The 13,570-nt window shown below is 72.6% G+C and carries 9 protein-coding genes and 1 pseudogene; 3 read left to right on the top strand and 7 right to left on the bottom strand.

Annotation, left to right across the window (positions count from 1 at the left end):
- Nucleotides 1-66: 66 nt before the first annotated feature.
- Complete coding sequence (locus K4G64_RS25360; protein ID WP_260460949.1) at nt 67-2,298, top strand: AAA family ATPase; 2,232 nt, start codon at nt 67-69, stop codon at nt 2,296-2,298.
- 44 nt (nt 2,299-2,342) lie between these two features.
- Here the strand turns inward: K4G64_RS25360 and K4G64_RS25365 are convergent, their stop codons facing one another.
- The 3 genes from K4G64_RS25365 to K4G64_RS25375 all read right to left on the bottom strand — a co-directional run bounded on the left by K4G64_RS25365 (nt 2,343) and on the right by K4G64_RS25375 (nt 4,283).
- Nucleotides 2,343-2,753, bottom strand: a complete 411-nt coding sequence (locus K4G64_RS25365) for a hypothetical protein (RefSeq protein WP_221758313.1) — start codon at nt 2,751-2,753, stop codon at nt 2,343-2,345.
- Entirely contained in the window at nt 2,750-3,214 is a 465-nt protein-coding gene (locus tag K4G64_RS25370; protein ID WP_221758314.1) for a hypothetical protein, read from the bottom strand. Before K4G64_RS25370 ends, K4G64_RS25365 begins: the two co-directional genes overlap by 4 nt.
- 124 nt (nt 3,215-3,338) lie before the next feature.
- Entirely contained in the window at nt 3,339-4,283 is a 945-nt protein-coding gene (locus K4G64_RS25375; protein ID WP_221758315.1) for a LysR family transcriptional regulator, read from the bottom strand.
- Between the two features lie 90 nt (nt 4,284-4,373).
- On the opposite strand from K4G64_RS25375, the gene K4G64_RS25380 reads away from it, so the two are divergent.
- Both K4G64_RS25380 and K4G64_RS25385 read left to right on the top strand, forming a co-directional pair.
- A complete protein-coding gene (locus K4G64_RS25380; protein WP_221758316.1) occupies nt 4,374-5,294 on the top strand; it encodes a zinc-binding dehydrogenase in 921 nt (306 codons plus the stop codon).
- Entirely contained in the window at nt 5,291-6,283 is a 993-nt protein-coding gene (locus K4G64_RS25385) for an alpha/beta hydrolase (protein ID WP_221758317.1), read from the top strand. Before K4G64_RS25380 ends, K4G64_RS25385 begins: the two co-directional genes overlap by 4 nt.
- A gap of 55 nt (nt 6,284-6,338) precedes the next feature.
- On the opposite strand, the gene glgB is transcribed toward K4G64_RS25385, so the two are convergent.
- The 4 genes and pseudogenes from glgB to K4G64_RS25405 form a co-directional block, all read right to left on the bottom strand.
- Nucleotides 6,339-9,431, bottom strand: a complete 3,093-nt coding sequence (gene glgB / locus K4G64_RS25390; RefSeq protein ID WP_221758318.1) for a 1,4-alpha-glucan branching enzyme — start codon at nt 9,429-9,431, stop codon at nt 6,339-6,341.
- 31 nt (nt 9,432-9,462) lie between these two features.
- Nucleotides 9,463-10,905, bottom strand: coding sequence for a maltokinase (locus tag K4G64_RS25395; RefSeq protein ID WP_221758319.1), 1,443 nt, complete (start codon nt 10,903-10,905; stop codon nt 9,463-9,465).
- Nucleotides 10,906-11,097: 192 nt separating this feature from the next.
- Nucleotides 11,098-12,798 (bottom strand): maltose alpha-D-glucosyltransferase, encoded by a 1,701-nt coding sequence (gene treS, locus K4G64_RS25400; RefSeq protein WP_221758320.1) that lies wholly within the window; start codon nt 12,796-12,798, stop codon nt 11,098-11,100.
- Nucleotides 12,795-13,570: pseudogene (locus K4G64_RS25405) on the bottom strand (alpha-1,4-glucan--maltose-1-phosphate maltosyltransferase); the annotation flags it as partial. The gene treS and the pseudogene K4G64_RS25405, both read right to left, overlap by 4 nt.

Here is a 13,570-nt window from a genome sequence, read left to right on the forward strand (position 1 = left end):
GTTCAGTGAGCACAGTATATCCGGGCGGGAGCGGAATTGTCAAACACCGAATTTCCGGACGATGAATTGCGACAGGAACAAGAATTCATCGACGGGTTGTACGCGCGCGTGGACGCGCTGCGCGGCGACGCCGAGACCTCCGTCACGGACGCGCTCGCGCAGGGCAACACCCCCATGCAGGCCAGACTCGAGCGGGACATCCTCGTCGCCGAGCGCTCCGGGCTGCTCGCCGCGCTGAACGCGGTGGACGGCTCCCTGTGCTTCGGCCGCATCGACCTCACCTCGGGCGTCACCCATCGCATCGGCCGCATCGGCCTGCGCACCGACGACGCGGAGCGCACGCCCGTCCTCATCGACTGGCGGGCCGACGTCGCCCGCCCCTTCTACCTGGCCACCGGCCACACCCCGATGGGCCTCAGGCGCCGGCGGCACATCGCCACCGACGGCCGCCGGGTCACCCATCTGCACGACGAGATCCTCGACCTCGGCGACGCGACCCGCACCGGCCACGAGGACCCGACGGGTGACGCCGTGCTGCTCGCCGCCCTCAACTCCGCGCGCACCGGCCGCATGAGCGACATCGTGCAGACCATCCAGGCCGACCAGGACCGCATCATCCGCGCCCCGCACCGCGGCGTCATGGTCGTGGAGGGCGGCCCGGGCACCGGCAAGACGGCGGTCGCCCTGCACCGCGCCGCCTATCTGCTCTACGAGCACCGGGAACTGCTCGCCAAGCGGGCCGTGCTGATCGTCGGGCCCAACCCGGCGTTCCTCGGCTACATCGGAGAGGTGCTGCCCTCCCTCGGCGAGACCGGCGTGCTCCTCGCGACCGTGGGCGAGCTGTTCCCCGGGGTGAGGGCGAGCGCGACCGACACGCCCGAGGCCGCCGCGGTGAAGGGCCGGGCCGACATGGCCGACGTCCTCGCCGAGGTCGTCCGCGCCCGGCAGTCGCTGCCCGACCCGGTGATCGCCATCGAGCACGACCGCGAGGTCCTCATGCTCGACGACGGCCTGGTCGGCGTCGCCCGCGAGCGCACTCGTGCCGCCAAGCTGCCGCACAACGCCGCCCGCGAGCACTTCGAGGGCCACATCCTCAACGCCCTGACCGACCTGTACGCCGAGCGGATCGGCACCGACCCGTTCGACGGGTCCAGCCTGCTCGACCCCAGCGACGTCACCCAGATCCGCGACGACCTCGCCGAGAACCCCGACGTCCGGTCCGCGATCGACCAGCTGTGGCCGGTGCTCACCCCGCAGCGGCTCGTCGCCGACTTCCTCGCCGCGCCCGAGGAGTTCCTGTCCGCCGCGGACGCCGAGGCCGTACGCCGCCCGGTGACCCGGCGCTGGACCGTCGCGGACGTGCCGCTGCTCGACGAGGCCGCCGAACTCCTCGGCGACGACGACCGGCTGGCCCGTGAGCGCGCCGCGCGCGAACGTCAGGAGCAGATCGCCTACGCGCAGGGCGTGCTGGAGGTGTCGTACGCGTCCCGGACCTACGAGTTCGAGGACAAGGAGGAGGACGACCCCGAGGGCTCCGAGGTGCTGTCCGCTCACGACATCATCGACGCCGAGCGGTTCGCCGAGCGGCACGAGGAGGACGACCACCGCAGCGCCGCCGAACGCGCCGCCGCCGACCGCACCTGGGCGTTCGGGCACATCATCGTCGACGAGGCGCAGGAGCTGTCGCCGATGGCGTGGCGGCTGCTGATGCGGCGCAGCCCGACCCGCTCGATGACCCTGGTCGGCGACCCGGCCCAGACGGCGGAGGCGGCCGGGGTCGGCTCCTGGTCGGGCATCCTCGCGCCGTACGTCGAGGACCGCTGGGAGCACACCCGGCTGGGCGTCAACTACCGCACCCCGGCCGAGATCATGGACGTCGCGGCGGCCGTGGTGCGCGCCGAGCACCCGGACTTCGAGCCGCCCAGCTCGGTCCGCTCCACCGGCGTACGGCCCTGGGCGCGCGCCACCGACGACCTTCCGGGTGCCGTCGCCAAGGCGGTCGGGGAGCTCACCCCGGCCGAGGGGCGGCTCGCGGTGATCGCGCCGCGCGACCTCCACCGCTCCCTCGCGGCCCGCCTGGACGGTGTTCCGGCGGGCGCCGAACCCGACCTCACGCAGACGGTGGTCCTGCTCGACCCGCGCCAGGCCAAGGGCCTGGAGTTCGACTCCGTCCTCGTGGTCGAACCCGGCCGGTACGGCACCAGCGACCTGTACGTGGCCCTGACCCGGGCCACCCAGCGGCTCGGCGTGCTCCACACCGGTGAGCTGCCGAAGCCCCTGGCGGACGCCTTCCAGTAGCGGAGCGGCCCCGTACCCCGCAGGGTGCGGGGCCCGCCCACCGCCTACCGCAGGAGCGACCTCGGATCCCGCAGCGCGTGCCACAGCCCGGCGCCGAGCGGCACGACCGTCAGGGCGAAGAAGACCCAGAACAGGAACTCGGCCCCGGGCGCGAGGTCGTAGACGGTGCCGTCCTCCCAGACGCAGTAGGCCCGCGGAGGGAACGGGGTGGAGACGCCCGTCACCTTCCCGCTCCCGATGACGCCCTCCCGATACGGCTCCCTGGGGCAGGGCGCGGTCTCCGGGAACAGGAAGGCGTCGTCCGCCGTCATGATCACCAGCCAGGTGGCGGCGCCGAGCGGTACCGACCAGAAGACCGCCGTCCGCACCCACAGCGGCAGCAGCGGATGCGCCAGCAGCCCCCGCAGCGCGACCCACCCGACCACGAGCCCGACGAACACCGGGAGCAGCGTCATGGCGTCTTCGCGGCCTTCCGGGCGCGCAGTTCGGTCGCGTAGCCCGCGCCGATGAAGAGCAGGGCGGCGCCCAGGGCGAGGGCGGCGCTCGTCGCGTTCATCCAGCCGTAGTCGGGGTCACTGGAGTAGACGGACCCGTCGTCGCGGACGCAGTCGAAGCGCAGCGGCAGGTACGAGGACCGGTGATGGGACAGCCCCTCCCGCGTCGCTTCGTCGAAGCCGTCGCGGCAGGCCGGGGCCGGGACCGAGTCCGCCCCGTTGCCGAACGCGTGCTGCGACGCCGCTACGGCGGAGAGCCCCAGCGCGTACACGGCCGCCGCACCCCATGCGGCCGTCGCCGCCGCACGGCGCATCAGCTGCACCGGCCATGGCTCGGGCCGCCCGGGAAGCGCCATCGCGACGACCCCCGCCCCGGCGACGAGCGCGCCGACGGCACAGGCCAACGCGATGCCGAGGCCCATCAGCACGGCGGGCCCGGCGGGGCGAGAGGGGTGGCATCCATGCGGACACCCCACCAGGCCCGGACCGGTCGGGCTGTGGCGGAGGTCACTCCTCCGGCCACAGCCGTGTCACAGGAGTATGGGCTCAACCCGGTTTGTCCGCCGTCGCGTTGCCGGGCGGTTCGGGCAGCCAGTCGCGCGCCGGGTCGTACTCCAGCCATCGGTTCCGCCCCGCCTGCGCGGCGAAGGCGTTGGTGAGGGTGCGCAGCCCCGGGTGCCCGCTGCCGGTGCGCCAGAGCAGCGACCAGGCGTAGAGCGGCGTGGGATCGACCAGCGGGACGCTGCGCAGACCCGGTACGTCCGGCAGGGGGACGTCGGAGGGCAGCAGCGAGAACCGTCGCGGGTCCGCCACCACCTCGGCGAGGAAGTGGGCGAGGCCCAGGTTGAGGGTCGTGGCCGTGGTCGGGATGCCGAAGCGGTGGGCGAACCGGTGCAGGAAGTCCAGCCGGTCCAGGGCACCGGGCGCCCACAGCACGCTGCCCGCCAACTGGTCGGGCCGCAGCGCCGGTTGGGAGGCGAGCGGATGGTCCGCGCCGAGCACCGCGTCCACCGGCTCCAGTCGCACCAGCCGGTGGGCCAGCCCGGGGTGCAGCGGTGGGTGGACCCGGCCGAAGGCCGCGTCGATGTCGCCGCGCAGCAGGGCCGCCGTCACCGACGGCAGATCGCGTCCGTGCCCCGGCGTCAGCTCTCCGGCCTGGCCCGCGACGTGGGCCAGAGTCCGCATCGGCGCGTAGAGGTGCCCCCAGACGTCCAGCCGCAGGGGGCGGTCCGGTCCGGCGGCGGCCGCGATCGCCGACTCGGCCGCGGCCAGGGCCTGCCGGGCCGGGGCGAGGAAACGCAGCCCCGCCTCCGTGAGACCGACCGCCCCGCCCCCGCGCCGGAACAACGCGGTGCCGAGCAGCGATTCGAGCCGCGCGATCCGCTTCGACAAGGCCTGCTGGGAAAGACCGAGCGTGCCGGCGGCCCGTCCGAAGTGCAGTTCCTCGGCGACGCGTACGAAGGCCCGTACCTGCGCCATGTCGAGATCCATGGCTCCCCACCCTAGGCGACAACCGGAAGTTGTCGGCCCTGCTCGTCGGTTGTTGGATCACCGGGTGGCCGCCGGGGTTGCATGGCCGGCATGCGAAGACTGATTCCCACGGGGGAGGCCGCCCGCCCGGTCGCCTTCGCCGAGGTTCCCCCGCCCGTCCCGGCACCGGACGAGGCACTGGTCAAGGTCGAGGCGTTCGCACCGAACCGGGGCGAGACGTTCCTCCTCGAAGACCCCCGCCCGGGGCTGCTCCCCGGCAAGGACGTCGCGGGGCTCGTGGTGCAGGCCGCCGCCGACGGGTCGGGCCCGGCCATCGGCACCCGCGTGGCCGGACACCCGCCGCACGGCGGCTGGGCCGAGTACGCGGCGGTGCCCACGCACTCCCTCGCGCCGCTCCCGGACGGCGTCGACAGCGTCCGGGCGGCGTCTCTGCCCCTCGCCGGCATCACCGCTCTGCGCCTGCTGCGCACCGCGGGCCCCCTGGCCGGCACCCGGATGCTGCTGACCGGCGCCTCGGGCGGCGTCGGCCACTACGTCACCGAACTGGCCGTCGCCGCCGGGGCCGAGCCGACCGTGGTGACGGCCACGGCCGAGCGCGGCGAACGGCTGGCGGAGCTGGGCGCCGAGGTGGTGCACGAGGTGGCGGCGGCCCGGGGGCCGTTCGACGTCGTACTGGAGTCCACGGGCGGTCCGGATCTGCCGGTGGCCCTGTCCAAGGCCCGCCCGGGCGGTCTGGTCGTCTGGTTCGGCCAGGCGAGCCGCACCCCGGCGACCCTCGACTTCTTCGAACTCCTCGGCGGGCCCGAGCGCGTCACCCTCCGGCACTTCCACTACGCGGGCGCCCCCTACGGCCCCGACCTCACCACGCTGGTGCGCCTGGTGGAACAGGAGCGGCTGCACCCGGAGATCGGCCGGATCGCCGACTGGACGGACACCGCCGACACCCTGGTCGACCTGCGCGAGCGCCGGATCCGCGGCAAGGCCGTCCTGCTGACCGGAGGAACCCGATGAACGCCACCGAGTTCGCCGCCGCCCAGTGGACGCGTGCCACCGGCGCGGGCGTCGACCCCCACGAGTACCGGCGCGTCACCGCCGGCCTCACCTCCGTCGCCGGCTGGGGACCGTCCCTCTCCCGCGCCGGAGACGCCTGCGTCGAGCGCGCGGAGCGGGCCGGATCGTCCGTCTCCGAGGGTGAGCACCTCCTGATGGCGGCCCGCTGGTACCACCTCGCCACGCTCGCGCCGTACGCGGAGGCCGCCCGTGCCGCCGCCCGGGCCGACCGGGCCCTGAGCCGGGCGCTGACCGTCCTGGAGCCCGAGGCGCGGCGCGTCGACGGCGAAGGCTTCACCGGCTGGCTGCGCGGCCCCGCGGACGCCCCCGGCACGGTCGTCGTCGTGCCCGGCCTGGACTCGGCCAAGGAGGAGTTCCTCGGCCTGGTGTCCGCGCTGCTGGCCAGGGGGCTCGCGGTCTACGCGATGGACGGCCCCGGCCAGGGCGCCCTCACGGCCACGACCACCCTCACGCCGGACTACGAGCAGGTCGTCGGCCGGGTCCTCGACGCCCTCGGCGTCACTCGCGCCGGGCTCGTCGGGCTCAGCCTCGGCGGCTACTACGCGGCGCGGACGGCGGCACTGGAATCGCGCGTGGCGGCCGTGGCCACCGTCAGCGGTCCCTTCCGCCTCGACTGGAGCGAACTGCCCGGGCCCGTACGGGACATCATGGCCGAGCGGGCCGGAGGGGCCGATGCCGCCCGCGCCTTCGCCCGCCGGGTGGACCTCACCGACCTGGCACCGCGCATCACGGCACCGCTGCTGGTCGTGGACGGCGGCCGGGACGTCATCCCAGGCGTGACGAACGGCGAACCGCTCGCCCGCCTGGCACCGCACGGCACCCACCTGTCGGTGCCGCACGGCGACCACCTGCTCGGCAACGCACGGGGCGACTGGCTCTTCCCGCTCGCCGACCACATCGCGCACGCGCTGACGGGAGCGGCGGGTTGAGCCGCTCCCGAAAACGCCCACCGAGCTCCGAACTCCCTGTCGTTTCCCCGGCCCCCTAAGCCGGCCGCAGCCACACCGTCGCCAGGGGCGGCAGGGTCAGCCGGATGCTGGCCGGGCGGCCGTGCCAGGACTGGGGTTCGGGCTTGACCGGGTCGGGGTTGATGACGTCGCTGCCGCCGTAGCGGGCCGCGTCGGTGTTGACGGCCTCGTGCCAGGCGGGGACGTCGTCGGGAACGCCCAGGCGGTAGTCCTGGCGGGTGACCGGCGCGAAGTTGGACACCGCCAGCACCGGGACGCCCTCCGGGTCCAGCCGCAGGAACGCGAGGACGTTGTCGTCGGCGGCGTCCCCGACGATCCACTCGAAACCGGCCGGATCCGTGTCCAGGCGCCACAGCGCCGGGGTCGCCCGGTAGACGGTGTTCAGGTCGCGGACCAGGTCCCGCACACCACGGTGGTCGGGCTCCGCCCCGTACCCCGGGTCCAGCAGCCACCAGTCCGGGCCGTGCGCCTCCGACCACTCGGCGCCCTGCGCGAACTCCTGTCCCATGAACAGCAGTTGCTTGCCCGGATGGGCCCACATGAAGCCGAGGTAGGACCGTACCCCGGCGCGCTGCTGCCACCAGTCGCCCGGCATCTTCGACACCAGGGACCGCTTGCCGTGCACGACCTCGTCGTGGGAGATCGGCAGCACGTAGTTCTCGCTGTACGCGTACACCATCGAGAACGTCATCTCGCCGTGGTGGTACTTGCGGTGCACCGGCTCGTGACTCATGTACTGCAACGAGTCGTGCATCCAGCCCATGTTCCACTTCAGCCCGAACCCGAGCCCGCCGAAGCCGCTCGGGCCCTTGTGGTGGGTGGCGCGGGTGACGCCGTCCCAGGCGGTGGACTCCTCGGCGATCGTGACCACGCCGGGCACCCTGCGGTAGACCGTCGCGTTCATCTCCTGGAGGAACGCCACCGCGTCCAGGTTCTCCCGCCCGCCGTGCTCGTTGGGCGTCCACTGGCCCGGCTCGCGCGAGTAGTCGAGGTAGAGCATCGAGGCGACGGCGTCCACGCGCAGGCCGTCGATGTGGAACTCCTCGCACCAGTACACGGCGTTGGCCACGAGGAAGTTGCGCACCTCGTTGCGCCCGAAGTCGAACTCCAGGGTGCCCCAGTCGGGGTGCGCGGCCCGCAGCGGATCCTCGTGCTCGTACAGGGGCCTGCCGTCGAACTCGGCCAGCGCCCAGTCGTCGCGCGGGAAGTGCGCGGGCACCCAGTCCATGAGGACGCCGATGCCCGCCTGGTGCAGCTTGTCGACCAGGTACCGGAAGTCGTCCGGCGTGCCCAGCCGGGCCGTCGGCGCGTAGAAGCCGGTCACCTGATAGCCCCAGGAGCCGCCGAAGGGATGCTCCGCGACCGGCATCAGCTCGACGTGCGTGAAGCCCAGGTTCTTCACATACCCGGGCAGCTGCTCGGCGAGCTGCCGGTACGTCAGACCCAACCGCCAGGAGGGCAGATGCACCTCGTACACCGAGAACGGCGCCTCGTGCGCCGGGGCCTCGGCGCGCCGGGCCAGCCACTCGGCGTCGCCCCACTCGTATTCCGAGGAGGTGATGACCGACGAGGTCGCGGGCGGCACCTCCGTACGACGGGCCAGCGGGTCGGCGCGCAGCGTCTTCGAGCCGTCGGGACGTGTGATCTCGAACTTGTACAGCTCGCCCTCGCCGACGTCCGGCAGGAACAGCTCCCACACCCCGGACGAGCCCAGCGACCGCATGATGTGCCCGGTGCCGTCCCAGAAGTTGAAGGTGCCGGTCACGCGCACGCCCCGCGCGTTCGGCGCCCACACCGCGAACCGGGTGCCGGTCACGCCCTGGTGGACCATCGGGTGGGCGCCCAGCGCTGTCCACAGCTCCTCGTGCCGGCCCTCGCCGATGAGGTGCAGGTCGAGGTCGCCGAGGGTGGGCAGGAAGCGGTACGCGTCCTCGGTCTCCAGGACCGTCCCCTCGTACTCCACGACCAGCCGGTACGCCGGGACCTCCCGCAGCGGCAGCAGCCCCGAGAAGAACCCGTCCCCGTCGTCGTGCAGCTCGGCCCGCAGTTCCCCGGAGACGACGGTTACCGACAGGGCGTACGGACGGAGCGCCCGGAAGGCGACGCCGCCGGGCACGGGGTGCGCACCGAGCACGGAGTGCGGGGCGTGGTGCGTGCCGTCGAGCAGCCGCTCCCGGTCCACCGCGTCGACGGCGGGCGAGACGGCGACCTCCAGCTCCGCCGGGGCGACCTGGGCGGCAGCGGCTTCCGCGGCGGGAGCCTGTCCGGTGAGGGCCTGCCCGGTGGGGGCCTTCTCGGGGGATGCCTGCCCGGTGGGGGCCTGCGTGACGGGAGCCTTACGCGCAGGGGCCTTCCGGGCCGGGGCCTTCTTGGCCGCGCTCTTCTTCGCGACGGGCTTGCCCGCGGGCGCCGCGCCGGCGCCGGTCTTCCTGGCGGCGGCGACCGTGGTCTCGGCGGGGGTGGTCTTCTTGGCGGCGGCCTTCTTGGCCGCCCCAACGGCGGGTGCCCCGACGGCGGGTGCCCCGACGGCGGGTGCCCCAGCGCCGGTGGCCTCGACGGCCGTCGTCTTGGCGGCGGTGGCCTTCTTGCTGAGCGCCTTCTTGGCCGGAGCCTTCTTCGCAGCAGTCTTCTTCGCGGTGGTCTTCGCCGCAGGGGACTTCGCGGCCGCTGCCCCGGCGGCGACGGATTCCGCAGCCGAGGACTTCGCCGCCGCGGCCTTCACCGCAGGGGTCCTGGCCGCCGTCGCCTTGACTGTCATGGCCTTCTTGGCCGCCGACTTCTTGACTGCGGCCTTCTTGACTGCGGCCTTCTTCGCGGTGGCCTTCTTCACCGTCGCCGTCTCGGCCGCCGGTCGCTCGACCGCCGTCTTCTTCGCCGCGGTCTTCTTCGTCGCCGCCTTCTTGGCCACCGTCTTGCCGACGGTGGTCTTCGCGGCGGTGGCCTTCTTGGCGGTCGCCTTCGCGGGGGCCGACTTCTTCGCCGCTGCCTGTTTGGGCACCGCCGTCTTCTTCGCGGCGCTCTTCTGCTGGGCGGCCGTGGGCTGCTCGGGGATCTTCTCCCCGGCGGTCCCCTTGGGACGCGAACCGCTGGACTCAGGGCGGGGGGTCACGGGCGGAGCCTCCAGGGCGAGGGGTGGTCGGTCAGGTCAGGTGACCGGTCGAGGCGAGCCGGTCTATGGCGGCCAGGGGCACCGGCAGCCAGTCGGGGCGGTGCCGGGCCTCGTACACCACCTCGTAGATCGCCTTGTCGGTCTCGTAGGCCCGCAGCAGCACCGGGTCGGTGCGCGGATCGCGGCCTGAGGCCTCCGCGTAGCCGGCGCAGTACGCGGAGCGGCAGGTCTCGGCCCAGTCCGGCTGGGGCGGATCGACCGAGCGCGCCGCGTAGTCGAAGGACCGCAGCATGCCGGCGACGTCCCGCACGGTCGGCTGCGGCATGCGCCGCTCGGCCAGCGGCCGGGCCGGCTCGCCCTCGAAGTCGATCAGCCACCACTCGCCGGACGGCGAGCGCAGGCACTGCCCGAGGTGCAGATCGCCGTGTGCCCGCTGCGCGGTCCACGTGCGTCCCTCGGCGGCCAGATCGCCCAGCGCCGTGAACGCGGAGCGCAGCCCGCCGGCGTACGGCCGCAGCGCGGGTACCGCCTGGACGGCCGCCTCCAGCCGCTCGATCATGCCGTCGACCATGAGCTGGAGCTGCATGTGACCGAGCGTGACGGTCGGCAACGCCCGGGCCAGCGCGGTGTGCACCTCCGCTGTGGCCCGCCCCAGTGCCCGCGCCGCGGCGCCGAAGTCCTCACCCTTGGCGAGCTCCCGCAGCGCCAGCTCCCAGCCGTCGGAGGCGCCCTGCAGGAACGGCTGCAGCACCCCCAGGACGTACGGCCGGCCCGCCACGTCCGCCGCACCCGACGGGAGGACCGGGTCCGCCGTGGGGGCGATGTCCGCGACCATCCAGGCCGTCGGCGCGGGCACCCGGGGGCAGCCCTCGCGGGCCAGCGCGAGCGGCAGTTCCAGATCGGGGTTGATTCCGGGCACGATCCGTCGGAGCAGCTTCAGGATGAACGTATCTCCGTAGACGATCGACGAGTTGGACTGCTCGGCGGTCACCACGCGCGGCACGAGACCGGAGCGGATGTCCTGCCCTGGATCCCGTTCGAAGCGGAGCCTGCCGATCCGGGCCTGGCTGCGCAGCGCCTCCAGGAGCAGCTCGGCGGGCCTGGTGTCGTGCAGGGCGTCGTAGACCGTCCGGCCGGCCAGCGGCCCCGTCGGCACGTGTCCGATGAGCGCGGGCGCCAGCCGAGGCGGCAGCGCCTCGCGCACGCCTATCAGCAGCTGGTAGCAGTCACCGGGGTGGCCGGGCGCCCCGTGGGACTGCCCGACGGGCTGATGGGCGCGCACGAGCAGGTGGTACAGGCCCAGCTTGGACGTGGCCGGGAGCAGCTCGGTGGCCTCGACCAGCGTGAACCCGGTGACCGGCCGCCCCTTGCCCGCGAACCAGCGCTGCCGCGGCAGCCACTCCCGCAGCAACGGGTCGAGGGAGGCAAGGAGGCCGGGCGGGGTGGTGACGGTGCGTGTGACGGCTTCCGACATGGCGTCGCGTCCTTTCACCCATTCTTGGTGCGCCTCCGGGTGCCTGCAGCCGGCGCCGGGCGGCGCCCCTCCGGCTCACGCGGGCGGGCGGGGTGTTACTGATGCGTGCCCCGGGCGGGGCGGAGGAAACGCCCCGCCGCCGGGGTTTGCGGCCCGCCCCGCGGGTCAGGCCTCAACGGGCCCTTTCAGGCCTCACATGGTCTCCCTGCGGAGCCTGAACCAGTAGAAGCCGTGGCCCCCGAGGGTCAGCAGGTACGGCAGCTCGCCGATGGCCGGGAAGCGCACCCCGCCGAACAGCTCCACCGGGTGCCGTCCCTCGAAGGCGCTCAGGTCCAGCTCCGTGGGCTGCGCGAACCGCGAGAAGTTGTTCACGCACAACACCAGGTCGTCCTCGTACTCGCGCAGGAACGCCAGCACCGCCGGGTTCGTCGACGGCAGCTCGGTGTACGAGCCGAGCCCGAAGGCCGGGTTCTGCTTGCGGATCTCGATCATGCGGCGGGTCCAGTGCAGCAGCGAGGACGGCGAGGCCATGGACGCCTCGACGCTCGTGACCTGGTAGCCGTAGACCGGGTCCATGATCGTGGGCAGGAACAGCCGTCCCGGGTCGCACGAGGAGAACCCCGCATTGCGGTCGGGCGTCCACTGCATCGGCGTGCGCACCGCGTCCCGGTCGCCGAGCCAGATGTTGTCGCCCATGCCGATCTCGTCGCCGTAGTACAGGATCGGCGAGCCCGGCAGCGACAGCAGCAGAGCCGTGAACAGCTCGATCTGGTTGCGGTCGTTGTCCAGCAGCGGGGCGAGCCTGCGGCGGATGCCGATGTTGGCGCGCATGCGGGGGTCCTTGGCGTACTCGGCCCACATGTAGTCGCGCTCTTCGTCCGTGACCATCTCGAGGGTGAGCTCGTCGTGGTTGCGCAGGAAGATGCCCCACTGGCAGTTCGACGGGATCGCCGGGGTCTTGGCCAGGATCTCGGAGACCGGGTAGCGGGACTCGCGGCGCACGGCCATGAAGATGCGTGGCATGACCGGGAAGTGGAACGCCATGTGGCACTCGTCGCCGCCGCTCGGGTAGTCGCCGAAGTAGTCGACGACGTCCTCGGGCCACTGGTTGGCCTCCGCGAGCAGCACGGTGTCCGGGTACTGCGCGTCGATCTCCTTGCGGACCCGCTTCAGGAAGTCGTGCGTCTCCGGGAGGTTCTCGCAGTTCGTGCCCTCCTGCTGGTACAGGTACGGCACCGCGTCCAGCCGGAACCCGTCGATGCCCAGGTCCAGCCAGAACTTCAGGGCGGAGATCATCTCCTCCTGCACGGCCGGGTTCTCGTAGTTGAGGTCCGGCTGGTGGGAGAAGAAGCGGTGCCAGTAGTACTGCTTGCGGACCGGGTCGAAGGTCCAGTTTGAGGCCTCGGTGTCGACGAAGATGATCCGGGCGTCAGGGAACTGCTTGTCGTCGTCGGCCCACACGTAGTAGTCGCCGTAGGGCCCGTCGGGGTCCTTGCGTGACTCCTGGAACCACGGGTGCTGGTCGCTGGTGTGGTTCATGACGAAGTCGATGATCACGCGCATGCCGCGCTGGTGGGCGGCGTCGACGAACTCCACGAAGTCGGCCAGGTCGCCGAACTCGGGCAGCACGGCCGTGTAGTCGGAGACGTCGTAGCCGCCGTCGCGTAGGGGGGACTTGAAGAACGGCGGCAGCCACAGGCAGTCGACGCCGAGCCACTGGAGGTAGTCAAGCTTCGCGGTCAGGCCCTTGAGGTCGCCGACGCCGTCGCCGTTGCTGTCCTGGAAGGAGCGGACGAGCACCTCGTAGAAGACGGCGCGCTTGAACCACTCCGGGTCACGGTCCCTGGCAGGAGTGTCCTCGAAGGTGTCCGGAACGGGTTCGTTGACGATCATGTTGTGGGTGACCCTCCGATCTCCGGGGTGGACGGTCGCAGGACCGTGAAGACGTGCGCGGGCCGCTGGCCCGGTTCGAGGCGCACATAGTTGGTCCTGCCCCAGTGGTAGGTCTCGCCGGTGAGCTCGTCGCGCACCGGCACCGACTCGTGCCAGTCCAGGCCGAGTTGCGGCATGTCCAACGAGACCGTGGCCTCCTGGGTGTGGTGGGGGTCGAGGTTGGCGACCACCAGAACCGTGTTCGAACCCTTCCGCTTCGAGTAGGCGATCACCGCCTCCTGGTCGGCGTGGTGGAAGTGGAGGTCGCGCAGCTGCTGGAGGGCGGGGTTCTCCCGCCGGATGGTGTTGAGGCGGGTGAGCAGCGGGGCGATGGTGCGGCCCTCGCGTTCGGCGGCCGCCCAGTCGCGGTGGCGGAGCTGGTACTTCTCCGAGTCGAGGTACTCCTCGCCGCCCTCGCGCAGCGGGGTGTTCTCACACAGTTCGTAGCCGGAGTAGATGCCCCAGGCCGGTGACAGTGTCGCGGCGAGGACGGCCCGGACCTCGAAGGCAGGACGGCCGCCGTGCTGGAGGTAGGCGTGCAGGATGTCGGGGGTGTTGGGGAAGAAGTTGGGCCGCATGTAGGAGGCGGCCTCACCCGACAGCTCCGTGAGGTACTCGGTCAGCTCCTCTTTGGAGTTGCGCCAGGTGAAGTAGGTGTAGGACTGCTGGAAGCCGATCTGGGCCAGGGTGTGCATCATCGCCGGCCGGGTGAACGCCTCGGCCAGGAAGATCA

The sequence above is a fragment of the Streptomyces sp. WAC04114 genome (assembly GCF_019733245.1).
Classification (GTDB): Bacteria; Actinomycetota; Actinomycetes; order Streptomycetales; family Streptomycetaceae; genus Streptomyces; species Streptomyces massasporeus_A.

Coding starts and splice junctions, on each gene's coding strand:
- K4G64_RS25365 (WP_221758313.1), bottom strand. CDS start 2,753: ATGACGCTGCTCCCGGTGTTCGTCGGGCTCGTGGTCGGGTGGGTCGCG.
- K4G64_RS25370 (WP_221758314.1), bottom strand. CDS start 3,214: ATGGGCCTCGGCATCGCGTTGGCCTGTGCCGTCGGCGCGCTCGTCGCC.
- K4G64_RS25375 (WP_221758315.1), bottom strand. CDS start 4,283: ATGGATCTCGACATGGCGCAGGTACGGGCCTTCGTACGCGTCGCCGAG.
- treS (WP_221758320.1), bottom strand. CDS start 12,798: ATGATCGTCAACGAACCCGTTCCGGACACCTTCGAGGACACTCCTGCC.
- K4G64_RS25395 (WP_221758319.1), bottom strand. CDS start 10,905: ATGTCGGAAGCCGTCACACGCACCGTCACCACCCCGCCCGGCCTCCTT.
- K4G64_RS25385 (WP_221758317.1), top strand. CDS start 5,291: ATGAACGCCACCGAGTTCGCCGCCGCCCAGTGGACGCGTGCCACCGGC.
- K4G64_RS25380 (WP_221758316.1), top strand. CDS start 4,374: ATGCGAAGACTGATTCCCACGGGGGAGGCCGCCCGCCCGGTCGCCTTC.